This window comes from Mesorhizobium sp. WSM4935, assembly GCF_029625735.1.
Classification (GTDB): Bacteria; Pseudomonadota; Alphaproteobacteria; order Rhizobiales; family Rhizobiaceae; genus Mesorhizobium.
This window is the reverse complement of sequence record NZ_JARTVR010000016.1, coordinates 1-26417: the sequence shown is the minus strand read 5'-3', so window position 1 is coordinate 26417 and position 26417 is coordinate 1. Positions and strand designations below refer to the sequence as shown.

The window sequence follows — 26417 nt, the reverse complement described above, 5'->3', positions numbered from 1 at the left end:
TGCCGTTACGGGCAGCTCGGATTGTCGCGGTTGACCGCCCCGAGCTTCATGAACTCGTCCTCGGGGATGCCGAGCGTCTGGTTGACCTGCGGCACCACCTTGACCAGCTTGTTCAGGAGATTGCCGTCCGAACCTTCGGTGACCTCGGTCAGGAAGATGTCGGCGACGGCGTTGCGGTTCTTGTCGAGCGACACTTTACCGGTTGGCGTGTCGAAGGACAGTTTCGACAAGGCCTCGCGGAGTTTCTTGCCGCCGTCGGAGACGTCGCCGCCGACCTGGTCGAGCGCCAGCAGCGCCGCCTTCATGTTCACATAGTAGCCATGAGCGAAGAGCGAGGGCGAGGGGAAGGCGCCCGGCTGCTTCTTGTAAGCGTCGACGAACGCCTTCCAGGCCGGCGCGTCATTGGTGTCGGCGGTCGGTCCAGCCGAGGGCGTGCCCTTGAGCACGTCGCGCAGCTTGCCTTTGGAGGTCAGCACAGTCTGGTCGACGGTGATCGAGCCGCCGATCAGCGGAGCGGTGCCGCCGGCCTGCTGGTATTGGGTCAGGAAGTTGACGGCGTCGGCGCCGCCAAGCGCGACATAGATGGCGTCGACATCCTCGGGGATCGCCGCGATGACGGAGGAAAAGTCCTTGTTGCCGATCGGCACCCAGGATTTCGACGGCACGTGCCCGCCGGCCTTGCAGAACTCGGCCATGAAGCCGAATACCTGCGTGTAGGGGAAGGAGTAATCCTCCGCGACGGTCGCGACCTTCTTGTAGCCCTTGTCGTTGAAGGCATAGGTGCCGAGGCCCGCCATCCATTGCGCGCCGTCGGTGGAGAAGCGGAAGAAGTTCTCGGCCGGATTGCGCAGCGTCGTGTCCTGCGCGGCCGAGGTGCCGTTGATGAACGTCACGTCGGGCTTCGTCTTCGCGTAGTCCTTGACGGCAAGGCCCTCATCGCCCGAAAGCGGGCCGACCAGCACCTTCACGCCGTCCTGCTCGACCAGCTTGCGCGCCGCGCGCACCGCGCTGTCGGGCGAGGCGTCGGACGAGCCCTTGACGATCTCGATCTTCTTGCCGGCGACGGTGCCGTTCGTCTCGGCGACCGCCGTCATGGCGCCGCGCTCGCCGTCCTCGCCGAGCACCGTGAACGGTCCCTCGAAGGTGGCGAGCAGGCCGATCTTGATCATGTCGTCGGCGGCGAGCGCCATCGAAGGCGCGGTCAGCCCGGTGAACAGTGCCAGGGCCAGCAGTGTACGTCTATGCATCCTCGGTTCCTCCCATTGCATTGATCTGCAGTGCTTCATCCGCGTCGGCCGCTAGGGACCGGCGCGCAATGACTCCTGGGCAAGATGTGGCTTGATCCTCCCCCACAACCCAAGAATTCCATCCGGCGAGACGAAGACGATCACCAGGAACACCAGGCCGATCAGCGTGTTGAAACGCTCGGCGCCGACGATGTCGATGGCGAAGGTCTGCATCAGTATGACGACGATCGCGCCCACGAACGGCCCGATCGGGTGGCGCAGGCCGCCGATGACGGCGATGATCAGGATGTCGATCGCCACGTCGACACCGATCGTGCCGGGCGAGACGCGTCCGTTGAACCAGACCAAAAGCACGCCGGCGAGCCCGGCGAGGATGCCGGCGAGGAACCAGGCGAAGACCTTGTGCGCGGTGACGTGGTAGCCCAGCGCCCGCATCCTGCGCGGGTTGTCGCGGATCGCCTGCAAGGTCATGCCGAAGGTGGAGCGCGAGCCGTAGAGCACCGCCGCGTAGGACAGCATCGCAAGGCCGAGACAGAGGTAATAGAAAGGTTTCGGGTCCCGCCAGTTGATGCTCCAGAACACCGGAGCGTGGATGCCGGCATAGCCGGAATGACCGTTGAAGATCGCGTAGTTCTGCTGGGCGAAATAGAAGGTCGCGGTCGCGATCGCCAGCGTGATCATGAGCGTGTAGATGCCTTCCGTGCGCACCGAGATCCAGCCGATCAGCGCCGACGACACCGCCGCCGCGGCAACCGCGAAGGGGACGACGATCCACCACGGCCAGCCGAAGCCCAGCACGTTGGAATTGTTGCTGCCGAGGATGGCGACGGCATAGGCGGCGATGCCGGCGACCGTGATCTGCGCCAGGCTGAGCATTCCGCCATAGCCGGCAAGCAGCATCAGCGACAGCGAGAGCACGCCGAAGATCATCGAATAGCCGGCGATCTGCGTCAGGAAGAAATCCGAGGCCACCAACGGATAGAGAAGGAGCGCGACGGCAAGGATGACATGACCCGCGCCGATCTTGTCCAGCCAGTTCTCCTGCGGCGCCGCGCCCTCTGCGGCTGTGGCCAGGCTCATCGCGTCTTCCCCATGATGCCTTGCGGCCGCACCGCCAGTGTCACCACCATGATGACGAAGGTGAGCACCACGCCGTAGGTCGGGAAATAGACGAGGCCGATCTGCTCGGCCAAGCCGATAAGCAGCGCCCCGATCGCCGCGCCGGTGATGGAGCCCATGCCGCCGACGATGACCACGACCAGTGAGGCAAGCAGATAGCGCACGTCTTCGCCCGGCGCGACCGAGAGCGCCGATCCGCCGACGACTCCGGCGAAACCGGCAAGTCCGGCGCCGACCGCGAAGACGATGGCGAACACCGCATGCACATTGACGCCCGAAGCCGACAGCATGGCGCGGTCGTCGACGCCGGCGCGGATCATCATGCCGACGCGCGTCTTGTTGAGCATCAGCCAGAGCCCGACCCCGATGACGATCGCTGCCGCCAGCACGACCACGCGGTAAAGCGGATAGGTGAGAAAAACCGAGACGCCGTTCGAGCGTACCGCCGTGATGACGGGCAAGGTCAGGGCGCCGTCGAGCCATTCCGGCGTGGCGATCTGGTAGGTGCCGCCGGCCCAGACCGCCAGCATCAGGTCGGCGGCGATGGTCGAGATGCCGATGGTGACCAGGGTCTGCCTGAGATCATCGCCCTCCAGGCGGCGAAAGACGAAAACCTGCATGACGACACCGATGATGGCGAGCACCGCGAAGCCGGCTGCGACGCCGAGCAGCCAGTAGCCGGTGCGGCTGGTGACCTCGTAGCCGATATAGGCGCCGAGCAGGTAGAGCGAACCATGCGCCAGGTTGATGTTGCGCATCAGGCCGAAGATCAGCGTGAACCCGCTGGCGACCAGGAAATAGAGGCCGGCCAGCGTCAGGCCGTTGAGGATGGCGCTGACGAACGCCTTCTTGGAAATGAGGATCGCGTTCAGCCAGGCGGGCCAGACGGCGAAGACCAGCCAGGCGACGATCGCCGCGGCCAGCAGGCCGACGAGGCCCCAAATCTGGCGGCGCGTCATGCCGCCGCCCGACAGCGACGAAGACGATGGCTGGTCGAGTATGCTCATGCGGTCAGCCGTCGGCGCTGCTCGTTCATGCGCGGCGCCTTGTGGAACTTGCCGTCCTTCATGATGGCAAGGATGCGGTTCTTGTCCTGCAGGATGCGCACGTCGGAAATTGGATCGCCGTCGATCAAAAGGATGTCTGCCAGATAGCCTTCCTTGATCAGGCCGAGTTCGTCGCCCATGCCCATGATCTGGCCGCCATATTTGGTGCCGGCCTGGATCGCCTCCATCGGCGAGAAGCCGAGCATCTCGACGAAGGTCTGGATGTCCTTGGCGTTGGTGCCTTGCGGCGTCCAGGCGAAGCCATAGTCGCCTCCGATGCATACGCGAATGCCGCGCCGGTGCATCTTCTTCATCGTCTCGATGCACATTTCCAGCTCACGCTCATATTCGAGCGACAGCGGCGAGCCGGGCTTGATGCCCCATTGCTCGGCATGGCGCGCGGTGTTGATCAGCCAGGCGATGCCCGGCGCGACGAAGTGCTTGTCCTTGACCGCCTCCAGCATGTCGAGCGCTTCCTCATCGGCGAAGGAGGCGTGGTAGATGTTCTGGATGCCGTGGCGGACGCATTGCTTGACCGAGCCGGAAGAGCGCGCATGCGCCGACAGCACCTTGTTGCGGCAGCGCGCCTCGGAAGCGGCCATGGCGACCTCTTCCTCGGACATCGGGGTTTCCTCCGCGCCCATGCCGGTGATGCTCTCGCCGGAGAGGTTGAGCTTGATGGAATCCACGCCGTACTTGATCAGCTGGCGCACCGTGCGGCGGATTTCCTCCGGACCCGAGACGACGATGCCGAGATTGAGGCCCTCATGCGGGATATGCGAGGGCGCGGAATCGCCGAGGCCGCCGACCGTTGTGATCTCAGGCCCGGCCGCGAGGTAACGCGGTCCGGGAAACCGGCCCTGGTTGATGAATTTCTTGGCGACGACGTCGAGCCGCGGCTTGGCGGCGGCCGCGCCGCGACCGGCGGTGAAGCCGGCATCGAGCACCAGCTTGGCCATCTCCATGGTGACCAGCATGTGCTCCTCGATCTCCATCATCTGGATGGGATCGATGCCGGGCGCGTTGTTCCAGGACAGATGCAGATGCGCATCGATCATGCCGGGCATCAGCGTCGCGCCCATGCCGTCGATCACGGTGGCGCCCCCTGGCGCGCCGCCGCTGTAGGGAGACGACGATGAGGCGCCGAAGCGGGACGAGCCCCTGGTGATCTGCTTGATGCGGTTGCCCTGCACCAGCACCTCGCCGGTGTAAGGGTATTCGCCGGTGGCGTCGAGCACGCGCACATTGGTGAAGAGCGTGCTTCCCGATCCGTTTCCGGCCCAGCTTTCGTCTGCCATAACAAGCCTCCCAACTTGCCGAGCGCGTAATTCTACGCCCGATGCGAAATCCTCACCTATCAACCCGTCTCAAAAAATCGGCGAGCTTCGAGCTGCTCTCGCGCGGACTTTCCACAGTGGCCCAGTGTCCGCACCGATCGAGCGAGGAGAATACGGCTCCCTTGATCTTGTCGGCAAGCGCCTGGGCGACGCCAGGCGGATTGACCGTGTCGGCATCGCCGGTGACGAGCAGGGTCGGCGCCGAAATCCTCCGCGCATCGACGGCGACGGCTTTCGCCAGCGCCTCACAGGTGCGGGCATAGGATTCGGGGTCCTGGCGGGTGATGGATTCCCGCACGAAGGCCGCCACCGCGGGCGACGTCTCCCTCGTATGCGCCGAGATCGCGTTGGCGACGATCTGATCGGCGATGTCGGCAATGCCGCCGGAGCGCGCGAGGCGCGCCCGGTTGCCGAGCCCCTGCCGGGTTGCCTCGCCTGGTTCGGCCAGGGCGCCGAACAGCGTCAGCGATCTTACCAGCGCGGGCTGCGTCGCGGCGATCTGCTGACACACGATGGTGCCCATCGAGTGGCCGACGAAATGCGCCGATGGAACGCCCATGCCGGCCATAGCGCGGATGACGGCTTCGCTCATCCCTTCGATGGTGAGCGGCTCGATCGGCCGCGGCGAGCGGCCCGACCCCGGCAGGTCGAGCCGGACGACGCGATAGCCGGAGAGCGCGCCCATCTGCGGCTGGAACATGTTCGAGGTCCCGCCGAGGCCATGGATCATCACTACGGCCGCGCCTTCGCCGACGACCTCCGCAACGACCTGGCCGACAGTCACGGTCGTCATTGCGGCCTCTCCACGAAACGGTTCTCCAGCGTGCCGATGCCGTCGATCTCGATGCGCACGACATCACCGGGCTTGAGATATCTGGGCGGGTCGAAACCGATGCCGACCCCGACCGGCGTGCCGGTGGCGATGATGTCGCCGGGCTTGAGCGTGATGCCTTGCGACAGCGTTGCGATAATGGTCGGGATATCGAAGATGAGCAGCGATATACGGGAGTCCTGGCGCAGGTCCTCATTGACGAAACAGCGGATGCCGGCGCTGGCGAGATCGAACTCGTCCCTGGTGACGGCCCACGGACCCATCGGACAGAACGTGTCCTGCGACTTGCCGATCAGCCACTGGCTGTATTTGCCTTGCAGGTCGCGCGCCGTGACGTCGTTGACGATCGTATATCCCCAGACGTGGTCGAGGGCATCCTCCTTCGAGATGCCGCGCCCGCCCTTGCCGATGATGACGGCAAGCTCCGCCTCATAGTCGATCGCCGTCGATACGGCGGAATCGATCAGCACGCTGGCGTGGTTGGGGACGACCGATTCCGGCACTTTGGAGAAGATGATCGGATGCTTCGGCACCGCGCCGGCGCCGGCGCTGGAATCGAAGCCTGAGCGGGCAAACTCGTGCGCGTGCTCGTGGTAGTTCTTGCCCACGCAGAAGATATTGCGGCGCGGCTGTGGAATCGGAGCTTCGATCTCTACCCCTGCCAGCGGAACCGGGGAGAGGGTGCGCGGCAGCCCGGCTCCGTCGCGTTCGATCAGCGCGAGCAACCCGGCCTCGGCGCGCTCGATGGGCAAATCGAAGGGGGCGACGGTCTGGGCGGCAAGATCGACCAGGCCGACGCGCCGTTCGCCGGCGAGCGAGAAAGTCGCGACCCGCATGAAGTTCCTCCCGTGAACCAATTTTGAGCCAATTTTCTGCTCTTTTGAAACACGCTAACCCCAATTGGCTTAGGCCGCAAGCCGGATTCTGATTGGCTTCATCAAATAATCCCGGTACCCCTACGGCGCACGAATGCAGAAGTGTTCGTGGGCTTGCCTGATGGACGGGCACATGAAAAGCTGCTATAAATGGTTCATTATTGGATCAGATAAACGCTCCCAAACATGCCCAAACTGGTTGCCAACGATATCGCCATCGCCCTGAAGAAGCGGATTTCGCTGGGCGAGTGGCTGGAGAACGGCCGCATGCCGCCGGAGCGCGACCTCGCCAGCGAGTTCGGCGTGGCGCGCAACACGGTGCGGCGTGCCGTCAGCATGCTCGAGGATGACGGCACGGTCGTACGGCACGTAGGGCGCGGGACCTTTTTGACGGCGGGCAACCCCGATTCCATGGCCGCGACCGTCGCCCGCATGGAAGGAACCAGCCCCGCCGACATGATGGAGATCAGGCAACTGCTGGAGCCGGCGGCGGCGTCCTTTGCCGCGACCAATGCAAGCGCCGGCGAATTGAACGCCGTGCGCGAGGCGCACAAGATCGCCTGTGCATCCCAGGACATGCCCACTTTCGAGCACTGGGACGCGGAATTCCACCACCGCATCTTCGCGTGCTCGCGCAACGACTTCCTCAAGGAGATCCACAATCTCATGCGCATCCTGCGCAATCAGCGGCCGTGGTTCGAGATGAAGAAGCGTTCCTTCTCGGAGGAACGCCGCGCCACCTATTGCAGCGAGCACCAACTCGTCCTGGATGCGTTGCTGGCACGCGATTCCGAAGGCGCCAGCAATGCTATGCTGACGCATCTGAGGACCGTCGAGCGCAATCTTCTGGGGAGGTAGTCGCTCGGACGACGGAGCCCGAGTCGACATTGCATGAAGATGCCACTATATAGCGCCTGCTCCGGCTGAGGCCGGGGCAGCACCGACCGGGAAACCGCGATACGGTTTGTGATACGAATGCGCTGTCAAAGTTAGAAAAAAGCAAGCAAAAACAACAAAGCGGCTTTCTATCGATCCCGGCCAACGATCCCATCATTCTCAATGATCTGAACGTGCACCTCCAACCCCTCCATTCCTTCGGCTCCGCGGACCATGGGCAAGATACCTTGTCCCATGGGCAAGTTGTCTTGTCCCACGGACAAGATGTCTTGCCGGTCGAGGCCGACTCGGCTCGAATGGGGCAGGCATCCTCTGCAGGAGCGCGGACGTTCATGGCTACCAACCGGCTTTGCCGCTAGGAAAGAAGCAGTATGAGTGAACATGCGATCGAGTTTTTGCGCGGATGGATTGGCGAGAAAGTCCAATGCCAGCATTCGCCGATCAAGATCGACAAGCAGGCGGAGACCCTCGCCAGGGAGTGCTGCGCCAAAGCCGCCGAGGCAGGCATTCTGCTCGAGGACATTCAGGAAGAGGTCGGCGACATCCAGGAGCTGATCGCGTCGCGCCTCGAGGAAGCTGCCGAAGAGGGCAGCAGCGAAGCAAGGCCCGACAAGCCGGCGGAATAATACCCGCCTGGCACAGGCCAGCAGCGGTATCTCTTAGCCGAACATCTCCTTCAGCCAATCCTTCGGCAGCGCCGGCACGAAATTGCCGTCGCGTCCCGTCATGTCCTCATTGGCGACCAAGGCGTTGAGGATCGCCTCCTCGACGCCTTGCACGACCGCGTCAAAGAACGGGTCGACGTCGACGTCCGGGATGAACTCAGCCTGTCCGATCCGCCCCGAAGCGCCTAGCGCGGCCTGCGGATTGGCGGTCGAGAACGCCAGAAAGATATCGCCCGAGCTGTGGTAGCCATAGCCGCCGGTCAGGGCGATGCCGAGCGGCACGCGCCGGGCGAGCCGCTTCATCTGATGCGGCAGGAACGGCGCGTCGGTGGCGACGACGGCGATGATCGAACCCTTCTCGGCGCGCGCCGTCGCCTCACGGATTGCCGGCTGGGCCAATTCCGGGCCGACACGCTGGCCGCGAATGGTAAAATTGTGCCTTTTGCCGAAATTCGCCTGAACGAACACGCCGAGCATGTAGCGTTTGTCCTGCCATTGGACGACGCGCGAGGCGGTGCCGGATCCGGCCTTGAAGCCGAAGCTGATCATGCCGGTGCCGCCGCCGACGCTACCTTCCTCGATGGCCCCGCCGTTGGCGCTGTCGAGTGCCGCGGCCACGTGGTCGACGCTCACATGATGGCCGTTGATGTCGTTGAGGAAGCCATCGTAGGTCTCGGCCGCCACCGGCAGACCCCAGCCGCTGTCGAGCGCGGCCGGCAACACCTTGTGCATCCAGCGCAGCGTGGCGTCGCGGGTGACGCCGCAGGAATGCGTGTTGGTGATGGTGACCGGGAAGTTGAACGCGCCGGTCTCCTCGATGATGTGCGTGCCTGTCAGCTCGCCATTGCCGTTCTGGCTGAACACGCCGGCGAATACCGGTGTCGCGAGTTCTTGAACCGGCCTTGGCAGGATCGCGGTGACGCCGGTGCGCACCGGTCCGGCGCCGACCCGCAGCGGACCATCGCCGGAAATCAGCGTCGTATAGCCCACCGACACGCCCGAAACGTCGGTGATGGCATTGAAACGGCCGGGCGTCCCGTCCAGCGCGATGCCGAAGGCGCGCAGGCGCGGCTTGCCGGACGGGGTGCGAAGATGCGGGTCGTGGTTGCTCATGGAAACCTCAGAACAACGAGCCCTGATTGCCCGGTTGCTTGGCCTTGGCGGGCGACTTCGCCGCCAGCTTCGGCCGCGCCCCGCCGGAGGTCGCGATGGCCTCGGCAGTGCCGTCCGCGAATTCCAGCTGCAGCGCCGCGCCCGGCGCCAGTTCCGCGACCCGTTTGATGACGGCGCCGTCGGCATCCTTGACCAGCGCGAAGCCGCGCGCCAGCACGGCCTTGTGCGACAGCGTCGACAAGAGCCGGTCGGCCTGGGTCAGCGCCGCGCGCAGCCGGTCGAGCCGCCGTGCCAAGGCCTGGTCTTGCCTGCGCGACAGTCCGGCCAATGCGTCGGCCTGCAGCTTCTGCCGCCGGGCGATCGGGGCCGGCGACAGGCGCGTCGAATTGCGCTGGAAGCGCGCGCGCCGCTCGCGCACGATGGCGAAGAACGCCGCGCGGGCACGCGCGATGTCGCGACCGGTCAGCAGGCGCGCTTCGTTCAAGCGCCGCGACAGGGTCGCGGGCGTCAGCCTTTGCCGCTCCAGTGTCGCTCGCTTGCGCTCGATATTCACCGTCAGCCCGCGGCCGAGGCGGCTGGTCGCATCGTCGAAACGGCGGCGCGGCAGCGCCAGCAACTGGTCGGGCGAGGGGAGCGCGCGCCCCGCCGCGCGCACCGCTTGGCGCTTGCGCTCCAGATGCCGCGAGGCGCAGGCGTTGAGTCGCGCGCCGAGGCTGGCCAAGGTTGCCTCCAGATCCGCCCTGACCGGCACGGCGATCTCGGCCGCGCCGGTGGGTGTCGGCGCGCGCATATCGGCGACGAAGTCGATCAGGGTCGTATCGGTCTCGTGCCCGACGGCCGAGATCACCGGGATGCCGGACGCCGCCACCGCTCGCGCCAGCCCTTCGTCGTTGAAGCCCCAGAGGTCCTCGAGGCTGCCGCCGCCGCGCGCCACGATCAGAAGATCGGGCTGGCGGATGGGCCCGTCCCATGTCAGCGCGTTGAAACCATTGACGGCTGCGGTCACTTCCTTGGCGGTCGTCTCGCCCTGGACCCGCACCGGCCAGACCAGCACATGGAGCGGGAACCGGTCCTTGATGCGGTGGATGATGTCGCGGATCACCGAGCCGGTCGGCGAGGTGACCACGCCGATGACCCGTGGCATGAACGGCAGCCGCCGCTTGCGGCCGGCGTCGAACAGGCCTTCTGCCTGGAGCCGGCGCTTGCGTTCTTCGAGCAGCGCCATCAACGCGCCGGCGCCCGCCGGCTCCAGATTGTCGATGACGATCTGGTAATTGGATTTGCCGGGGTAGGTCGTCAGCCTACCGCTGGCGATCACCTCCATACCTTCCTCGGGGCGGAATTTCAGCCGCGCTATGGTGGTCTTCCAGACCACGGCGTCGATCCGCGCGCGGTCGTCCTTCAGTGCGAAGTAGGCATGGCCGGACGAATGCGGGCCGCGATAGCCGGAAATCTCGCCACGCACCCGCACATTGCCGAAGGCGTCCTCGACCGTGCGCTTCAGCGCGCCGGAAATCTCGCTCACCGTGTATTCGGTGGCGTTGCTGCGTGATTCGGTTGCTGTTTCACTCATCTGGCGATTGGGGAGCGCTTATCGGCCCGCGTCAAGCGCGGAGAAACCTCGCTAATATTATAACGCGATCTTAAGCCCGGTTTGCTTTGACTGGCGGCAGGAGAGCCGGCCAGGGACGCGATGAGCGCACGCCACAACAGCAGCCCTTTGACGCGTCAGGTCACGCTGACCGTGCTGACGCTCGCGGCTTTCGCTTTGGCCATCGTCGTCGGCTTCGGCTTCTACGCCGCCAGCCAGGCGGACGATGCCTCGCTCGAACGGCAGAAGATGTTCATTGCCGACGGCCTGCAGGACAAGATCGCGGCCGTTGAGCGGGAGCAGGAAAGCATCTCGGTCTGGGACGATTCCGTCATCAATGCAAAGGCCGGCAACCAGCTTTGGATGGCCGAGAACCTCAGCGTCTGGATGTACACTTATTACGGCCACAACCGGGTCTACGTTCTCGACAGCGCCAACCATCCGATCCACGCCATGCGCGAGGGCAAGCTGGTCGAAGTTTCCGCCTATGGCGAGGACCAACCCACGCTTCTTCCCATCATCGAAAAGCTGCGTCGCATGCTGGCTGGGCCGCCGCAAACCGATGCGCACGGCCAGCCTATGAAGATGGTGGCCGAGGATCTGGTGTCGCTCGACGGCGCGCTGGCGATCGTCAGCGTCGCGCCGCTGGTGCCGAGCTCGGACAGGGTCAGCCAGGCGCAAGGCACCGAATATCTGCATGTATCGGTCAAATTCATCAGCGACGCCGTGGTGCACAAGATCGCCGGGAAATATCTGCTCGAGGGAGCGCGTCTGGTGCCCTTGTCCGAGCCGGTTGGCCCGGCCGCCGTGCCGCTGGTCGATTCGCGCGGCGTGATCCTCGGTTATGTCGGCTGGGACCAATTGCGGCCTGGCCTCGCTTTGGTGCGTAAGATCGCTCCTGCCCTGGCGATCGCGCTGCTCCTGGCGGGCGGCGTGCTGGTGTTCCTTTTGAGCAGGTTGCGTCGCGCCTCGGCGGCGTTGCAGACCAGCCAGGACCAGGCGCAATATCTTGCCTTCCACGACACGCTCACCGGCCTGCCCAACCGGGCGCTGTTCGAGGACCGCTTGCGGCGCACGCTGCTCTTCGCCAGCAAGGACGGAACGCGCGTGGCGCTGCTTTACCTCGATCTCGATCGCTTCAAGCACATCAACGACACGTTGGGCCATCCGGCCGGTGACGAGCTCGTGCGTCAGACGGCGGCGCGGCTCAAGCACACGATCCGCGACGTCGATACCGTCGCCCGGCTCGGCGGCGACGAGTTCGCCATCATCCTGCTCGACGTTCCTCATGTCGGGAGCGCCGAGGACATCGCCGACAGGCTGCTCATGAAGCTGCGCGAGCCGTTCCGGCTGATCGACGACCAGGTGTTCGTCAGCGCGAGCGTCGGCATCGCGCTGTCGTCCGGATCGGAGACGGATGCGGACGACCTGCTGCGAAAGGCCGACATCGCGCTTTACGAGGCCAAGAAGAACGGTCGCGGCCGCTATCAGGTGTTCGCCGGCGACATGGACGATCTGTTGCTGCGCAAGCGCAAGGTCGAATCCGAACTCCGCAAGGCGCTTGAGGGCGACGGCGGCATAAAGCTCGCCTATCAGCCGGTCTTCGCTGCCGACGGCCGCCGGATTCTCGGGGCCGAGGCGCTGATCCGCTGGGGGCATGAGGTGCATGGCGCCTTGCCCGCGGCGCAGTTCATCGCCATCGCCGAGGAGCGCGGTCTCATCGGCGATTTGGGCAAATGGGCGCTGAACGAGGCCTGCCGCTTTGCCGCCGGGACCGAATTGCCCTGGATCGCGGTCAACATCTCGCCGATGCAGTTGCGCGATATCGGTTTTGCCGGACAGGTCGCCGCAATCTTGGAGGAAACCGGGCTCGATCCGTCCCGCCTGCAGCTCGAGACCACCGAAAGCGTTCTGCTCGAGCACAATGACACGATCGGCACGGTGATTGCCGCGCTGCGCCAGTCCGGCGTGCGCATCGTGCTCGACGATTTCGGCACCGGCTATTCCTCGCTGAGCTATCTGCGGCGCCAGGCGATCGACGAGTTGAAGATCGACCGCTCCTTCGTGCATCTGCTCGACGAGGACGAAAGCGCCCGCGCGATCGCCAAGACGCTGATCGAGCTGGCGCTGGCGCTTAAGGTTGAGGTGACCGCCGAAGGCGTCGAGACAGACGCGCAAAAAAACCTGCTGGTCGGCATGGGCTGCCGGCAATTGCAGGGTTATCTCCTGTCGCCGCCGCTGGAGCCCGGCCGGCTGCTTGCGCTGCCGGGTATCTCGTCAGCCGATCAGGAGCGTTCCGCCGCTCGAGCTTGATCTACCATCCAGGCATGATCTGGTTCGGCTTGACCCGCTTCATCTTGGCGAAGGCGAGCGCGGCGAAGTCGAAGCTTCCTGCCTCTTCGCTCACCGGCACGGAAATATTGTCGAGGCTTTCGGCGATGTGGCGGGCCAAAGCGTCGACGATCTCCGGCTGCGAGGTCTGGCCGCGCATGATGCCGATGCGGCAATCCGGCAGCTGGCCAAACCCGTCGGCCTCGCCGAGCACGCGCATGCCGGGCCGAAGCGCGCATTCCGGCAGCACCGAGACCGCCAGGCCGGAAAGCACGGCGGCGGTGATCACCGTGGCCGAGAAGCTGGAGAACAGCACACGGTAGTCGCGGTTCTGCCGGTCGAGCACGTCGACGGCGGCACGCCGCCAGATGCAGTTCGGCCGGCCGAACGCCATAGGCAGGATTTCCTGCTCATGCGTGGCGTGGTTGGCCGAGGTGACCCACAAAAGCGGCTCGCGCCGCACCACTTCCGACTGGCCGCGCGTGTCGTTATGCGTCACCAGCGCAAGATCGAGATTGCCGCGCTTGATGTGCTCGACCAGTCCCGGCGTCGGCTCGCAGACCACCGTCAGCTCGACGCGCGGGTTGGAGCGCGAGAAGCGCGCCATGATCTCGGGCAGGAAGCGGTCGGCATAGTCGTCCGGGGTGCCGATGCGGATCGTGCCTTCGAGCCGCTGGTCGTCGAAGGCGGCGAGCGTCTCGCGGTTGAGGTAGATCAGCCGCCGCGCATAGGAAAGCAGCCGGTCGCCCTCCTCGGTCAGCTTGTTGGTGCGGCCGTCCTTTTCGAACAGCGGCTTGCCGATCCGCTCCTCCAGCCGCCGCATCTGCATCGACACGGCCGACTGTGTCCGGTGCACCTCTTCGGCGGCGCGGGTGAAGCTTCCCGTGTCTGCAATCGAGATGAAGGTTTGCAACTGATCGAGGTCGAGCGGCGCTTTCATCGGTCCAACCTATCATTGATGTTGATGCTAGAGATTAAAAACATTCGTTGGATTAATCAATCGCGCGATGGCAAATTGGCATCGTCCACATGACAGCATGTGAATGGAAACCGGAACGGCGCTTCTCCCAAGGCGCCGATTGCCTGGTTTCGTCCGCTCGGCTCTGCAGGAGAGACTGACATGACCACGATTGAATTCGCTTCCGAGACCCCGCGCATCACCACGCGTCCGGCCGTTGCGACGCGCGTGCTCAATGCTCTCGCCAACGCCTATGTCGCCTGGAAAAACCGCCGCGCCTTCTATCGCCTGGGCGAGATGACAGATGCCGAGCTTGCCGATATCGGCCTGACACGCGCGGACCTCCATGTCGCCGTCGCCGTGCCGTTCGGCCGCGATCCGACCGTGAAGCTGCGCGCCATTGCCAGCGAGCGCGCCGACACGATCGAGGATTTCGCTCGTCAGGTGGCCTGAACGGCCGCGTTGCCTGGATTTCCGGTCGCGTTGAACCTTTTCACGGCTCGGCGCGACCAGCTTCAAGCAGGCTCCCACACTCCCTGCCGGTTCCCCGCCGGCCAGCCTGCACATTGCCCGGTTCTCCTCCAGGACCGGGCATTTTTTTTAAGATGTACCGACCTTCAGGTGAGGCCGGCCTGCAAACGGCGGCTTCCTGCGCTTCCGGTGCTCACGTCCTTAAGTACGCTCCGCTCCGGTTCTCGGAAACCACCATTTTCGGCTCGGCCTGACCTGAATCTCGGCACACCTTTGGGCTGCGCGGATCTACCGCCGATCCATGTCGCGCTTGAACTGGTCGAAGATCGTGCCGACGCTCTTCTCATATTCGTCGCGCTGCTGAGCGCCGGTCTCGAACATCTTGCCGAAGATGTCGTCGAACGGGTTTCGCGGCCGGCCGCTCGGGTTGGTCTGCGGCTGTTGCGGCGCGCTCTGTTGCGGTTGCGGCGCCGGCTGCCCGCCGGGCAGGCCGAAGCCGCCGCCGCCCTGGCGCAGCATCTCTTCGAAGATCTTGCCGAGCGGGTTGTCGCCATAGGGGCTTTGCGTCTCTGGTCGAGTTTGCTGCGGCTGCTGCGCCACGCCGCCGCCGAACATATCCTGCAGCACCTTGCCCAGCGGGTTTTCGCCGTAAGGGTTAGGCGATGGTTGCGGTTGGGACTGGGACGCACCGCCGCCGAACATATCCTGCAGCACTTTGCCGAGCGGGTTCTCGCCATAAGGGTTGGGCGCCGGCTGCGGCGCAGGCGCGACGCCGCTTTGCCGCATCATCTCCTCGATGATCTCGCCGAGCGGGTTGCCGCTGCCGCCGAAACCGCCGGCGGCCTGCATCTGCCCCCCACTCAATTGATTGTTGGTCTGCTTGAAGAGGCCACCCATCATCATCGAGGCCATGGCCGGCAGCATCTGCTGCAGCACCTGCTGGCTGAGCCCCGTCGCTTGCGCGGCTTGGGCTGCCACGGCGCGCGACAGATCCTTCGAGCCGAACAGATGGCCGAGAATGCCGTTGCCCTCATCGATGCCTTGCGGCGAAAAGGCCCTCGTGGCGTCCTCGAAATATTTCGCGTGCTGGCCGCTCGCCATCGCCGTCATGAAGGCGCCGAGACCGTAAGGATCGGCGGTGTTGCGCTGCAACCCTTGCGAGAACGCGGGCAGCAGCGCCTGAACCGCGGCCTGGGTCTGCTGCATCGAAAGCCCGTATTGCTGCGCCAGCGCCTGCATGCCGGCACCGTTCTGGGCCTGGGTGAAAATGTCGAACAGGGAAGCCATTTGGGTTCTCCTCCGAGAATATCCTCGTCGAGGAGCCTAGTTCGTTTCCATCACCGATTGAAGCAGCTTTTGGTGCCCAACCGCTCGGCGCAGGCCGGACGGTTAATAGGCATATTCCATGAAGACCGGCTCGATCGAGCCGCCCCAGCGCGTGTGGTAGGCCGACAGCATCTCCTCGGCGCTGGTGGTGCCGCGCGCCACGACCTCGTCCAGCGTGTTGAGGAATGACGTCTCGTCATAGCCGTCGCGGTTCTTCTTAGCCCGATTCTTCAGTCCCATACGGGAAATGGCGAGCACGTCGCGGGCGACGTCGCGCAAGGTGGCGTTGCGGAACGGTGCGGCAATGCCCAACTCCGGCACGGCATTGCGCATCGCCAGCGCTTCCGCATAGGTCCAGCTCGACGTCAGCGCCTCGGCGGCATCCAGCGCCTGCTCGTCATAGAGCAGCCCGACCCAGAAGGCGGGCAGGGCGCAGATGCGCCGCCACGGGCCGCCATCGGCGCCGCGCATCTCAAGAAAGCGCTTCAGCCGAACGTCGGGGAACAAAGTGGAGAGATGGTTCGCCCAGTCGCCCATCGTCGGCAGGCCATCGGGCACTTCGCTGCGCGCCGCACCCGCCATGAACTGGCGGAACGTGTAGCGCGTCATGTCGTGATAGTGGCCGTCGCGGATGACGAAATACATCGGCACGTCGAGCGCCCATTCGACATAATCGGCAAAGCCGAAATCCGGGGCGAAGCAGAATTCGAGCATGCCGGAACGCTGGTTGTCGGTATCGCGCCAGATGTCGCCGCGCCAGCTCTGGAGGCCGTTCGGCCGGCTCTCGGTAAAAGGCGAGTTGGCAAACAGCGCCGTCGACAGCGGCTGCAGCTTGAGCGACACCTGCATCTTGCGGCGCATGTCGGCTTCGCTCTCGAAGTCGAGATTCACCTGGATCGTGCAGGTGCGGTACATCATGTCGAGGCCCTTGGTGCCGACCTTCGGCATGTAGCGCGTCATGATCTCGTAGCGCGATTTCGGCATTTTCGGCGTGTCGGCCAGCGACCATTTCGGGCTGCCGCCGAGGCCGAGGAAGCGGATGCCGAGCGGCTCGGCGATCTCGCGCACCTGCGCCAGATGCGCGTTTCCCTCACGGCAGGTCTGGTGGATCGACTCCAGCGGCGCGCCGGAAAGCTCGAACTGGCCGCCGGGCTCCAGCGAGATCGCGCCCTGGCCGGTCGGCTCGACAAGGCCGATGATGCGGCCGGCATCCATGATCGGATCCCAGCCGAGCTTTTCCTGCATGCCTTCCAGGATTGCGCGGATGCCGCGCTCGCCGCCATAGGGCACAGGCGCGTTGCCGTCGACATAGAAGGGGAATTTTTCGTGCTCGGTGCCGATGCGCCATTTGTCGCGCGGCTTGTTGCCAGCGGCCAGGTAGCCGACCAGTTCGTCGATGCCTTCGATGGGCTGGGTATCGGTTGTGTCGCGCGCCATAAGGAAGCCCTCCCACCGCATGACCCCGAAAATCGGCTTCGATTTTCGGAAAGGATCATGCGGCCAAACAAAGTGCTACAGCGTCCTTTGCGCGTCCGAAGGACGCGCGGCGCTGTAGGCGGTCAGCTGGCCGCCGGGCGCTAGATGGACGAAATGTCAGCAGCCGATCAAGCGAAAAATCCTGAGCCACGGCTCAACTGGGCTTGATCTGCGTGGCTCGCCTTCCCTTCTCCCACGGGATAAAGGAAGATCCTACCAGTCGCCGATCGTCGCCTGCATCACCGCTAATGCCGCCACCGCCGCGGTGTCGGCGCGCAGGATGCGAGGCCCGAGCGGGATGGCGGTGACGAAAGGCAAGGCCCGCAGCATCTTGCGCTCTTCGTCGGAAAAGCCGCCTTCCGGCCCGACCAGAAGCGCAAATTTCTTCTCGCTCACCGCTTGCAGGGCAGGCAGCGGATTGTTGGTGGAGGCATCCTCGTCGCAGAAGATCAGCCGCCGTTCCTTGTTCCAATTGGCGAGAAGCCGCTGCAGCCTTTCCGCCTCGCGCACTTCCGGCACCGCCAGTATGCCGCATTGCTCGGCCGCCTCGACGACATTGGCGCGCAGCCGGTCGATACCGGGCTTTGCCACCTGCGTGTGCTGGGTGATGACCGGCTGCAGGGTGCCGGCGCCCATCTCGACGGCTTTTTGCACCAGGTAGTCGAGCCGGCCCTGCTTCAGCGGTGCAAAGCAGTAGACGAGATCGGGCAGCGTCGGCTGCGGCCGCTGCGGCTCCAGCACCTTCAGCCGGACCGCCTTCTTGGACTTCGCGGCGATCGACGCCGACCATTCGCCGTCGCGGCCGTTGAAAAGCAGCACCTCGGCGCCTTCGCCCAGCCGCAGCACATGGGCGAGATAATGGCTCTGCTGCTGTCCGGCGTCGAATTCGAGGCCAGGCCCAAGATCGTCCGGCACGAACAGCCGCTGCATTTTATAGTTGGCGCGCATGGCTGAGGAATGGGCGAGGCATTGACTGTCGTCAAGTATCGCCGCTGTGATGCCAGACCGGCGTGAAACCATACTTCAATACCGAAACAGTGCTCGCCGGCGTCAGCATCCGCAGCTTCTGTCCTGCCAGGCGCTCGAAGGGAAGGGGAGCGGCATAGCCCGCGAACGACCATTCGAGTGCCTTGCCGGCGCGGATCGCATAGGCAGTATCGCCACTGGCAATCATCGAGCCGTCAGGCAAGCTGGTGAGGCCTTCCACGAGCACGCTAGGCGGCTGTCCGCCTGAAGCCAGCCGTTCCTCGTGCAGTCTTTTATCGACCATCGGCACCCGCGGTTCGGCGATGCCGAAGGCGCGACCGAATCGGTCGAGGAAATCGGTCGCTCGTTCGCGGCGGCAGAAGAAACAGGGCCGGTGGCCGGCAGCCAAGGCTGTCACCTCGTCGAGGAAGAACAGTTCCGTCCAGCCTGCCTTGCCACCCGGCCTGTTGCGGCCCATCGGCTCGCGCCGCACGTCGCGGAACCGGCAAACGCAGATGATCCAAGCCTGCAAGGCCCAGCGCTTCTTGAGCAGCGTCCTGGTCTCCGGATCATGGATGATGCCGCGATTGCCGGTGAACAGGCCGCGTTCCGGCACGGCATGGATGACGCCGAAAGGATCGACCCGGTTCTGCAGTGGCATAGCTTTCTCTCCGGCACGCATCTTGGCTGAAATGCGGGCCGCATGATATCGCTCGCCCCAGCATTTTCATGTCAGCAGGATTCTCGATGCGCGTGCTGGTGGTCCAGAACTACGACAACACCGGCCTCGGTCAGGTCGGTGCCGCTCTGGCCGAAGCGGGCGCCGATCTCGACCTGCGGCGCCCCTACCAAGGCGATCCGTTGCCACAGGATGCAGGCGGGTATGATGCGATGGTCTTGCTGGGCGGCGGGCAGAATGCGCTGGCCGACGAAGACTATCCCTATTTCCCGGCGCTCCTCGAGCTGACGCGTGATTTCGCCGACAAGGACCGCTCGGTGCTCGGCATCTGCCTTGGCAGCCAACTCCTTGCCCGCGCGTTCGGCGGCGACAACCACATCGGCGGCGCCACCGAGTTCGGCTGGCACAAAGTCTCGCTGACGCCGGCCGCCAAGTCGGATCCGGTGCTGGCGGCGCTGCCTGAGAAATTTCCGATCTTCGAATGGCATGACGACACGTTCGGCCTGCCGGAAAACGCCGTGCGGCTCGCCGGCAGCGCGGTCGCCGAAAACCAGGCCTTCCGCCTCGGCCGCGCCGTCTATGGTTTCCAGTTCCACTTCGAGGCGGACACGCCGATGGTGCGCGACTGGAGCACGTCCTTCGCGGCAACGATCGCCGAGCGCCATCCCGACTGGAACGACCGCCTCGGCGACGAACTGGCCCGCAATGGCGCCGACGCCGACGCGGCCGGGCTGGCGATAGCCCGCGCCTGGGTGGCTACCATCTGAGCATCCAACGCCGATCGGGCGAAGCGTGGCATAATTGGCACGCCCGCACGCTTCCGCCTGGGGACAACATTCTTCTTCCTTGGTTTGTGTCCGGCCGCTCGCCTAGAGCAATTCCAGGAAAAGTGCGAAGCGGTTTTCCGTCCGGAATTGCACCGGGACAGAAGAAAGCGGGCGCGCTTTGTATCGTCGGTGCAACCGCTATGAACCTTTTGTGTGATCCAGCCGACACACCGGCGATACAGAATCTGCTTAGAAGCGCGAAATCGTCGAAACATTGAGACGCATTTTATCGTTTCAACGCATTGGTAACCGCCTCGTGCCCAGATGCAGAAAGCTTAACCAGAGATGACGTCCGTGAAAGCAGCTCTCCTGTCTTTTGTCATGCTGTCTGCCATCGTGCTCTGCGGCCTGGGCATTTATGCCGCCGATGCAGCGACCAATCACCGGGCCGTCGACGGCTATGGCGTCACCGCCTCGCTGAACTAAGCCTCGACAAAAAATCGCAAGCACGCCCGCGCCCGGGATCGCGCTTAGAGCGCTTTGCCTTGCACGTCGATGATCTGCTTGTCGCCACCGTTGATGGCGAGCGCGCTCAGCGTCCCCGATTTCCAGGCGAGCGTGTCGACATTGACGCGGTTGGCCTTCACCTCGGCTTCCGGGACTGGCGTGTGCCCGTGCACGATCACCTTTGAAAAAAGCTCCTGGTGGTCGTGGAAGGCATCGCGGATCCAGATCAGGTCCTGCTGGTTCTGACGGTCGAGCGGCGCGCCCGGCCTTATCCCGGCATGGCAGAAGAAGAAGTCGCCGAAACTGGCCGAAAACGTCAGCGATTGCAGGAAATCGATATGGCTGCGCGGCACCGCTTTCACCAGCGCGGCGTGTCCTCTCGCGATGGCCTCCGCCTTGCCGACCCAATGCATGTCCCGCGTGAAATCCACGCCATAGGATTGCGCCGTCTGCACGCCGCCATAATTCATGAACAAGCCGTCCGGCTCGCCATCGGCCAGGAATTCGAGCATGCCGATGTCGTGGTTGCCGGCGAGCATGATGTTGCGCGCATCGCGCTTTTGCGCCTCGATCAGCATGTCAATGACACCTTTGGAGTCCGGACCGCGGTCGACATAGTCGCCGAGATGGATGATGCGCCAGTCGGACCCGGGCGCATATTCCAGTTCGCTCGCGATGCGCCGGTGCATGGCGGCGAGCAGGTCTTGGCGGCCATGCACATCGCCGATGGCGTAGAGCCGCATGCCGTCCGGCCCGCGCGCGTCGAGATAATGGATGCCGGTGTCGGTCAAGGCGAGCGTCTTCCCGTTTCGTTCATCACGGGAAACTAGGGCGGATCGGTGAATAAGGACTAGCGCCGCAACTGGTCCTTGCCCATGTCGGTTACCAGACGCTTACCGCAGAGCGCCAGCGTGATGTCCATCTCCTTGCGGATGATCTCCAGCGCCTTGGTGACGCCGTCCTTGCCCATCGCGCCGAGGCCGTAGAGGAACGGCCTGCCGATATAGGTGCCCTTGGCGCCGAGGCAGAGCGCCTTAAGCACGTCCTGGCCGGAGCGGATGCCGCCGTCCATATGGACTTCGATCCGGTCGCCGACCGCATCGGCGATTTCTTCCAGCACCGAAATCGAGGAGGCGGCGCCGTCGAGCTGACGCCCGCCATGGTTCGAGACCACGATCGCGTCCGCTCCGGTCTCGGCCGCCATCAGAGCGTCCTCCTTGTCGAGGATACCCTTCAGGATCAGCTTGCCGCCCCAGCGCTCCTTGATCCAGGCGACGTCCTTCCACGACAAGTGCGGATCGAACTGCTCCGTCGTCCAGGAGGACAGCGAGGAGACGTCTCCGACACCCTTGGCGTGGCCGACGATGTTACGGAAGGTGCGGCGCGGCGTGCCGGCGATCCCCAGGCACCAGCGAGGCTTCAGCGCCAGGTCGAGGATATTGGCAAGCGTCATCTTGGGCGGCGCCGAGAGACCGTTGCGGACGTCCTTGTGGCGCTGCCCCAGGATCTGCAGGTCGAGCGTCAGCACCAGCGCTGAGCATTTCGCCGCCTTGGCCCTGTCGATCAGGTTGAGCACGAAATCCTTGTCGCGCAGCACATAGAGCTGGAACCAGAACGGTTTTTTGGTCGCCGAGGCAACATCCTCGATCGAGCAGATGCTCATGGTGGAAAGCGTGAACGGCACGCCGAATTCTTCCGCTGCCTGCGCCGCCAGCATCTCGCCGTCGGCATGCTGCATGCCCGTCAGTCCGGTCGGCGCCAACGCCACCGGCATCGCCACCTTCTCACCGATCATGGTCGATTCCAGCGAACGGTTGCTCATGTCGACCAGCACGCGCTGGCGGAATTTTATCTTGCCGAAGTCTTCTTCGTTGGCCCGGTAGGTGCTCTCCGTCCAGGCGCCTGAATCGGCATAATCGAAGAACATCTTCGGCACCCTGCGGCGTGCCAAGTCCTTGAGGTCGGCGATGGTGAGGATGTCGCTCATGGTGGTCCCCGCTAAATTTGCTTAGGAGCGTTTTCGTGTGGGTTCGATGTCGCCGGCCTCCGAGCGTTGCCTGAGGCGCAACCTGGACACCCGCTGCCAGTCGCCGCTGCGCTCGGCTTCCGCCATCGAGCGCTCGACATAGGTGATGTGGTCCATCGCCGCCTTGCGCGCCGCTATTGGATCGCCGGCTTTGATCGCGGTATGGATCGCCCGGTGCTGCTCAAGCAGCGCCTCGCGCGCGCCGGGCACGCCGAACACCAGAAGCCGGTTCTGGAAAACGCCTTCCGACAGCAGCCGGTAGCAGGAGCGCAGCGTGTGCAGCAGGATGATGTTGTGCGCGCATTCGCACACCGCATGATGGAACTCGACGTCGATTTCCGCCTCGTCGTCGAAATCGCCGGTCCGGTGCGCCTCGTCCATGCGCGCCATGATGCGATCGAGCAGCGCCAGATCCTCCGGCGTCGCGCGGCGCGCCGCGTATTCGGCCGCCACCGCCTCGATCTCGCGCCGGTATTCCAGATAGTCGGTCACCGCCTTGCGGTGCGTGGAGATCAGGTCCGTCACCGGCTTGGTGAAGAGTTGCCCGATAACGTCGGCGACATGCGTGCCGCCGCCGGCCTTGGTCGTCAGCAGCCCGCGGCCTTCCAGCGCCTTCAGCGCGTCGCGCAGGATCGGCCGCGACACGTCGAACTGACGCGCCAGCTCGCGCTCGCCGGGCAGCCGGTCGCCGGTGCGCAGCACGCCTTCGAGGATCAGGCTCTCGATTTGCTGCACCACCTCGTCGGCGGTGCGCGAATGCTCGATCCTGGAAAAAATGTCGCTCAAAGGGACGCCTGGAGAACGGGACGGAGGTCACTCAGATTAAAGCGTCTGTCGCCAACTGGTCAAATTATTTATCCAATTTGTCCAGTCCGGTTGCATCGCCTGCCCCGCGTCGCATTGCCTGGACGCCAATATTTGCTGTTTACGCGTCCCGCCGATTGCCGCAAGACGACCGGATTGCACGATCGGTCGAAGTCAGGGGGACCAGCCGTGTCGGACGAGACGTCCAAGCTCGAATTTCAGCCGCGCGCGCAAGGCAGTGTGATGGGCTTCCCGGCGCATGAGGGGCGACCTGGCGCGCTGGGCGAGGTCCATGCGCGTCCGCACCCGCTGATCGAAAAACCGCGCGTGCTCATCCAGCTTTCCTTCATGACCGAGGGTGGCGCCGCGGTCGACCATGCCGTGCTCTCGGAATTGTCGCGGCGGCTGGGCATCGCCGCGCCCGAGCGCAACGCGCGCCATCATGCCATGAAATGGGGCAAGGGCACGCTGCGCTGGGAGCGGCATACGGAATTCTCGACCTATCTCTGGGAAGGGCCGCTGGCCGAGAATGGCCGCGGGCAGGAGGATTCGCCCTTCGGCAACGGCTTCTCGCCGCCGGGAACGGTGATCTCCGGAATCCGGCTCGAGATCCGCAAATGGACGCAAGCAAGCGAAAGGCTGATTGCCGGCTTCGATCCGACCAGCCTGTGCTATTCGCTGGTCGAGCGGGGTGCCGCCGCCATCATCACCGATTTTCGCCAGGACGGCGACGGCCTGACCCGCATGCTGGTGCTTGATCGCGGCCTGACGCCGGCCAGCACCGGCGCCTTGTCGCAGCGGCTGATCGATATCGAGACCTACCGGACGCTGGCCATGCTCGGCCTGCCGCTGGCGCTGACGCTGTCCGGCCGTGCCCGCCGCATTGAGGACCGCCTGGCGCAGACCACGTTGGAGATGAAGGCGGTTGAGACCCGCGACAGCCAGACGCTGCTCGCCGATCTCACCGAACTCGCCGCCGAGCTCGAGGCCGATGCTGCGTCCAGCCTTTACCGCTTCGGCGCCAGCCGCGCCTATGACGGCATAGTCACCGAACGCCTTGAGGCGCTCGACGAGGAACCGGTGCAGGGTTACGACACATGGGCGGGCTTCTTGCAGCGTCGCATGGCGCCGGCCATGCGCACCTGCCGCTCGGTCGAGGAGCGCCAGGCCAATCTATCGCGAAAACTCACCCGCGCGACGACGCTCTTACGGACCTGGGTCGATGTCGACGTCGAGAAGCAGAACCGCGACTTGCTGGCCTCGATGAACAACCGCGCCCGGCTGCAACTACGCCTGCAGCAGACCGTCGAAGGCCTGTCGGTCGCCGCCGTGTCCTATTATGTCGTCGGTCTCATCGGTTATGTCGCCAAGGGCGCCTCGATCTTCGGTCACGCCTTCGCGCCCGAGGTCGTCACCGCGGCCTCCGTCCCGGTCGCCGTCCTGCTGGTCTGGTGGGGCGTGCGCCGTGTGCGGAAAATGCATTCCGAGCCGGCGAAGCATCCGGGCGAGTAGGGCAGCTCTTTTACCCTCCCCCTTCGTGGGGGGTCGATCTGCAGAGCGGATCGGGAATGGGCTCGTAAAGCGCCTCGCCGGCGCGGCCCACCCGCTCACTTCGTTCGCGACCCTTCCCATAAAGGGGAGGGTAGAGCGCCAGCGGCAGATTGCCGCTGCGGAAGCCTGGCGTCACGCTCGTCGCCCGATGCGATCAAAGCAGCGTTTGCAACAAAACGGTCAGGCTGGTAAAAGATTTTGACCAGTCAAGCGAGATGACCGATGTCCGGCCTAGCCATGCCCAAGCCAGATGCCGAGACGATGCGCCGGCGCGCCGAGATCGTCGCCGACATGCGCATCATCGTGCCGGGCGAGGGGGTGGTCGACGCGGCCAATGAAATGCGCGCCTTCGAAAGCGACGGCCTCACCGCCTACCGGCAATTGCCGCTGGTGGTGGTGCTGCCGGAAACGGTCGCCCAGGTTTCCCGCGTGCTGAAATACTGCAACGAGCGCAACATCCGCGTCGTGCCGCGCGGCTCCGGCACTTCGCTGTCTGGTGGCGCGCTGCCGCTCGAGGACGCGGTGCTGCTGGTGATGAGCCGCTTCAACCGCATCCTCGCGATCGATTACCCGAATCGCGTGGTCGTTGCCCAACCCGGCGTCACCAATCTCGGCATCACCACCGCCGTCGAGCAGGAGGGCTTCTACTACGCCCCCGATCCTTCCTCCCAGATCGCCTGCTCGATCGGCGGCAACGTCGCGGAGAATTCCGGCGGCGTCCACTGCCTGAAATACGGGCTCACCGCAAACAATGTGCTGGGCATCGAGATGGTGCTGATGAATGGCGAGGTGGTGCGGCTCGGCGGCAGCCATCTCGACCAGGAAGGTTACGACCTGCTCGGCGTGATGACCGGCTCGGAAGGCCTGCTCGGCGTCGTCACCGAGGTCACCGTGCGTATCCTCAAGAAGCCTGAGACGGCGCGCGCGCTTTTGATCGGCTTTCCGACCAGCGAACAGGGCGGTCAATGCGTCGCCGACATCATCGGCGCCGGCATCATCCCAGGCGGCATGGAGATGATGGATCGCCCGGCGATCCACGCGGCGGAGGATTTCGTCCACGCCGGCTACCCGCTCGATGTCGAGGCGCTCTTGATCGTCGAGCTCGACGGCCCGAGCGTCGAGGTCGACCACCTGATCGGCCTTGTCGAGGCAATCGCCTACAGGAACGGCTCGACCATTTGCCGCATCTCGCAATCCGAACAGGAGCGGCTGAGCTTCTGGGCCGGCCGCAAGGCGGCTTTCCCGGCCGTCGGCCGCATCTCGCCGGATTATTACTGCATGGACGGCACCATCCCGCGCAAGGAACTTCCGCGCGTGCTTGCCGGCATGCGCGATCTCTCCGAGAAATATGGATTGGGAGTCGCCAATGTCTTCCACGCCGGCGACGGCAATCTGCATCCGCTGATCCTCTACGACGCCAACGTGCCGGGCGAGCTCGACAAGGCCGAAAGCTTCGGCGCCGACATCCTTCGCCTTTGCGTCGAGGTCGGCGGCGTCTTGACCGGCGAGCACGGCGTCGGCGTCGAGAAGCGCGACCTGATGCCGGAAATGTTCAACCAGATCGACCTCGACCAGCAGATGCGCGTCAAATGCGCCTTCGATCCCAACCATCTGCTCAACCCCGGCAAGGTGTTTCCGCAGCTGCGCCGCTGCGCGGAGCTGGGACGGATGCATGTGCATCGCGGGCAGATGGCGTTTCCGGACATTCCGAGGTTTTGATGGGGGCTAGGGATCAAAGTTCCTCGCCCCCGCAAAGCGGGGGAGAGCGACTGTCTGGGCTGTCAAGTTGCATTTGCGAACTCGGTTCTCGCGTCGCGTGCTTTTGCGTTGAGG

At 64.6% G+C, this 26417-nt stretch carries 24 protein-coding genes; 8 read left to right on the top strand and 16 right to left on the bottom strand.

Annotation, left to right across the window (positions count from 1 at the left end):
- Nucleotides 1-5: 5 nt before the first annotated feature.
- Genes P9273_RS26865 through P9273_RS26840 form a run of 6 tightly spaced genes read right to left on the bottom strand, consistent with a single transcriptional unit; the run spans nt 6 to nt 6417 of the window.
- Entirely contained in the window at nt 6-1247 is a 1242-nt protein-coding gene (locus P9273_RS26865; RefSeq protein WP_278051472.1) for an ABC transporter substrate-binding protein, read from the bottom strand.
- Nucleotides 1248-1298: 51 nt separating this feature from the next.
- A complete protein-coding gene (locus tag P9273_RS26860) occupies nt 1299-2327 on the bottom strand; it encodes a branched-chain amino acid ABC transporter permease (protein ID WP_041003438.1) in 1029 nt (342 codons plus the stop codon).
- Entirely contained in the window at nt 2324-3373 is a 1050-nt protein-coding gene (locus P9273_RS26855) for a branched-chain amino acid ABC transporter permease (RefSeq protein WP_442920262.1), read from the bottom strand. The genes P9273_RS26860 and P9273_RS26855 overlap by 4 nt, the downstream gene beginning before the upstream one ends.
- Nucleotides 3370-4710, bottom strand: coding sequence for a metal-dependent hydrolase family protein (locus P9273_RS26850; protein WP_052458974.1), 1341 nt, complete (start codon nt 4708-4710; stop codon nt 3370-3372). Before P9273_RS26850 ends, P9273_RS26855 begins: the two co-directional genes overlap by 4 nt.
- Before the next feature lie 52 nt (nt 4711-4762).
- Nucleotides 4763-5542 carry an alpha/beta fold hydrolase gene (locus P9273_RS26845; RefSeq protein WP_041003440.1) on the bottom strand — a complete coding sequence of 260 codons (780 nt, stop codon included), beginning with the start codon at nt 5540-5542 and terminating at the stop codon, nt 4763-4765.
- Nucleotides 5539-6417, bottom strand: coding sequence for a fumarylacetoacetate hydrolase family protein (locus P9273_RS26840; protein WP_278051471.1), 879 nt, complete (start codon nt 6415-6417; stop codon nt 5539-5541). Before P9273_RS26840 ends, P9273_RS26845 begins: the two co-directional genes overlap by 4 nt.
- Before the next feature lie 225 nt (nt 6418-6642).
- Between P9273_RS26840 and P9273_RS26835 the strand changes: the two genes are divergently transcribed.
- Together P9273_RS26835 and P9273_RS26830 are read left to right on the top strand one after the other, a co-directional pair.
- Complete coding sequence (locus P9273_RS26835; protein ID WP_041003444.1) at nt 6643-7314, top strand: FadR/GntR family transcriptional regulator; 672 nt, start codon at nt 6643-6645, stop codon at nt 7312-7314.
- Nucleotides 7315-7724: 410 nt separating this feature from the next.
- The gene (locus P9273_RS26830; protein ID WP_278051470.1) at nt 7725-7979 is read left to right on the top strand and encodes a hypothetical protein; all 255 of its coding nucleotides are present in this window, start codon (nt 7725-7727) and stop codon (nt 7977-7979) included.
- Nucleotides 7980-8012: 33 nt separating this feature from the next.
- On the opposite strand, the gene P9273_RS26825 is transcribed toward P9273_RS26830, so the two are convergent.
- Nucleotides 8013-9131, bottom strand: coding sequence for a DmpA family aminopeptidase (locus P9273_RS26825; RefSeq protein ID WP_278051469.1), 1119 nt, complete (start codon nt 9129-9131; stop codon nt 8013-8015).
- Between the two features lie 7 nt (nt 9132-9138).
- Nucleotides 9139-10704, bottom strand: a complete 1566-nt coding sequence (gene xseA, locus P9273_RS26820) for an exodeoxyribonuclease VII large subunit (protein ID WP_278051468.1) — start codon at nt 10702-10704, stop codon at nt 9139-9141.
- 120 nt (nt 10705-10824) lie between these two features.
- Between xseA and P9273_RS26815 the strand changes: the two genes are divergently transcribed.
- Nucleotides 10825-13035 carry a bifunctional diguanylate cyclase/phosphodiesterase gene (locus P9273_RS26815; protein ID WP_278051467.1) on the top strand — a complete coding sequence of 737 codons (2211 nt, stop codon included), beginning with the start codon at nt 10825-10827 and terminating at the stop codon, nt 13033-13035.
- Between the two features lies 1 nt (nt 13036).
- Here P9273_RS26815 and P9273_RS26810 read toward each other — a convergent pair whose 3' ends face one another.
- On the bottom strand, nt 13037-13993 hold the full coding sequence (locus P9273_RS26810) for a LysR substrate-binding domain-containing protein (protein ID WP_041003454.1): 957 nt from the start codon (nt 13991-13993) through the stop codon (nt 13037-13039).
- 180 nt (nt 13994-14173) lie between these two features.
- On the opposite strand from P9273_RS26810, the gene P9273_RS26805 reads away from it, so the two are divergent.
- Complete coding sequence (locus P9273_RS26805) at nt 14174-14464, top strand: DUF1127 domain-containing protein (RefSeq protein WP_278051466.1); 291 nt, start codon at nt 14174-14176, stop codon at nt 14462-14464.
- A 306-nt stretch (nt 14465-14770) separates the two neighbouring features.
- On the opposite strand, the gene P9273_RS26800 is transcribed toward P9273_RS26805, so the two are convergent.
- The 4 genes from P9273_RS26800 to P9273_RS26785 form a co-directional block, all read right to left on the bottom strand.
- On the bottom strand, nt 14771-15769 hold the full coding sequence (locus tag P9273_RS26800; RefSeq protein ID WP_278051465.1) for a DUF937 domain-containing protein: 999 nt from the start codon (nt 15767-15769) through the stop codon (nt 14771-14773).
- Between the two features lie 102 nt (nt 15770-15871).
- Nucleotides 15872-17245 carry a glutamate--cysteine ligase gene (locus P9273_RS26795; RefSeq protein ID WP_041003537.1) on the bottom strand — a complete coding sequence of 458 codons (1374 nt, stop codon included), beginning with the start codon at nt 17243-17245 and terminating at the stop codon, nt 15872-15874.
- Between the two features lie 252 nt (nt 17246-17497).
- The gene (locus P9273_RS26790; protein WP_278051464.1) at nt 17498-18232 is read right to left on the bottom strand and encodes a 16S rRNA (uracil(1498)-N(3))-methyltransferase; all 735 of its coding nucleotides are present in this window, start codon (nt 18230-18232) and stop codon (nt 17498-17500) included.
- A gap of 31 nt (nt 18233-18263) precedes the next feature.
- The gene (locus tag P9273_RS26785) at nt 18264-18911 is read right to left on the bottom strand and encodes a hypothetical protein (protein ID WP_278051463.1); all 648 of its coding nucleotides are present in this window, start codon (nt 18909-18911) and stop codon (nt 18264-18266) included.
- A gap of 86 nt (nt 18912-18997) precedes the next feature.
- On the opposite strand from P9273_RS26785, the gene P9273_RS26780 reads away from it, so the two are divergent.
- Nucleotides 18998-19696 carry a type 1 glutamine amidotransferase gene (locus P9273_RS26780; protein WP_278051559.1) on the top strand — a complete coding sequence of 233 codons (699 nt, stop codon included), beginning with the start codon at nt 18998-19000 and terminating at the stop codon, nt 19694-19696.
- 354 nt (nt 19697-20050) lie between these two features.
- Nucleotides 20051-20182, top strand: a complete 132-nt coding sequence (locus tag P9273_RS26775; protein ID WP_263481599.1) for a hypothetical protein — start codon at nt 20051-20053, stop codon at nt 20180-20182.
- 44 nt (nt 20183-20226) lie between these two features.
- On the opposite strand, the gene P9273_RS26770 is transcribed toward P9273_RS26775, so the two are convergent.
- From P9273_RS26770 to P9273_RS26760, 3 genes are read right to left on the bottom strand one after another with little or no spacing between them, the layout of a single operon-like run.
- Entirely contained in the window at nt 20227-20994 is a 768-nt protein-coding gene (locus tag P9273_RS26770) for a metallophosphoesterase (RefSeq protein WP_278051462.1), read from the bottom strand.
- 59 nt (nt 20995-21053) lie between these two features.
- A complete protein-coding gene (locus tag P9273_RS26765; RefSeq protein ID WP_041003469.1) occupies nt 21054-22190 on the bottom strand; it encodes an alpha-hydroxy acid oxidase in 1137 nt (378 codons plus the stop codon).
- A 21-nt stretch (nt 22191-22211) separates the two neighbouring features.
- Entirely contained in the window at nt 22212-23015 is an 804-nt protein-coding gene (locus P9273_RS26760) for a FadR/GntR family transcriptional regulator (RefSeq protein WP_278051461.1), read from the bottom strand.
- Between the two features lie 207 nt (nt 23016-23222).
- On the opposite strand from P9273_RS26760, the gene P9273_RS26755 reads away from it, so the two are divergent.
- The gene (locus tag P9273_RS26755; protein WP_278051460.1) at nt 23223-24545 is read left to right on the top strand and encodes a DUF3422 family protein; all 1323 of its coding nucleotides are present in this window, start codon (nt 23223-23225) and stop codon (nt 24543-24545) included.
- 261 nt (nt 24546-24806) lie between these two features.
- Nucleotides 24807-26303 (top strand): FAD-linked oxidase C-terminal domain-containing protein, encoded by a 1497-nt coding sequence (locus P9273_RS26750; protein WP_278051459.1) that lies wholly within the window; start codon nt 24807-24809, stop codon nt 26301-26303.
- The last annotated feature ends 114 nt before the right edge of the window (nt 26304-26417 follow it).

Coding starts and splice junctions, on each gene's coding strand:
- P9273_RS26765 (WP_041003469.1), bottom strand. CDS start 22,190: ATGAGCGACATCCTCACCATCGCCGACCTCAAGGACTTGGCACGCCGC.
- P9273_RS26750 (WP_278051459.1), top strand. CDS start 24,807: ATGTCCGGCCTAGCCATGCCCAAGCCAGATGCCGAGACGATGCGCCGG.
- P9273_RS26810 (WP_041003454.1), bottom strand. CDS start 13,993: ATGAAAGCGCCGCTCGACCTCGATCAGTTGCAAACCTTCATCTCGATT.
- P9273_RS26785 (WP_278051463.1), bottom strand. CDS start 18,911: ATGCCACTGCAGAACCGGGTCGATCCTTTCGGCGTCATCCATGCCGTG.
- P9273_RS26825 (WP_278051469.1), bottom strand. CDS start 9,131: ATGAGCAACCACGACCCGCATCTTCGCACCCCGTCCGGCAAGCCGCGC.
- P9273_RS26800 (WP_278051465.1), bottom strand. CDS start 15,769: ATGGCTTCCCTGTTCGACATTTTCACCCAGGCCCAGAACGGTGCCGGC.
- xseA (WP_278051468.1), bottom strand. CDS start 10,704: ATGAGTGAAACAGCAACCGAATCACGCAGCAACGCCACCGAATACACG.
- P9273_RS26845 (WP_041003440.1), bottom strand. CDS start 5,542: ATGACGACCGTGACTGTCGGCCAGGTCGTTGCGGAGGTCGTCGGCGAA.
- P9273_RS26835 (WP_041003444.1), top strand. CDS start 6,643: ATGCCCAAACTGGTTGCCAACGATATCGCCATCGCCCTGAAGAAGCGG.
- P9273_RS26860 (WP_041003438.1), bottom strand. CDS start 2,327: ATGAGCCTGGCCACAGCCGCAGAGGGCGCGGCGCCGCAGGAGAACTGG.
- P9273_RS26840 (WP_278051471.1), bottom strand. CDS start 6,417: ATGCGGGTCGCGACTTTCTCGCTCGCCGGCGAACGGCGCGTCGGCCTG.
- P9273_RS26805 (WP_278051466.1), top strand. CDS start 14,174: ATGACCACGATTGAATTCGCTTCCGAGACCCCGCGCATCACCACGCGT.
- P9273_RS26815 (WP_278051467.1), top strand. CDS start 10,825: ATGAGCGCACGCCACAACAGCAGCCCTTTGACGCGTCAGGTCACGCTG.
- P9273_RS26865 (WP_278051472.1), bottom strand. CDS start 1,247: ATGCATAGACGTACACTGCTGGCCCTGGCACTGTTCACCGGGCTGACC.
- P9273_RS26790 (WP_278051464.1), bottom strand. CDS start 18,232: ATGCGCGCCAACTATAAAATGCAGCGGCTGTTCGTGCCGGACGATCTT.
- P9273_RS26855 (WP_442920262.1), bottom strand. CDS start 3,373: ATGAGCATACTCGACCAGCCATCGTCTTCGTCGCTGTCGGGCGGCGGC.
- P9273_RS26780 (WP_278051559.1), top strand. CDS start 18,998: ATGCGCGTGCTGGTGGTCCAGAACTACGACAACACCGGCCTCGGTCAG.
- P9273_RS26830 (WP_278051470.1), top strand. CDS start 7,725: ATGAGTGAACATGCGATCGAGTTTTTGCGCGGATGGATTGGCGAGAAA.
- P9273_RS26850 (WP_052458974.1), bottom strand. CDS start 4,710: ATGGCAGACGAAAGCTGGGCCGGAAACGGATCGGGAAGCACGCTCTTC.
- P9273_RS26795 (WP_041003537.1), bottom strand. CDS start 17,245: ATGGCGCGCGACACAACCGATACCCAGCCCATCGAAGGCATCGACGAA.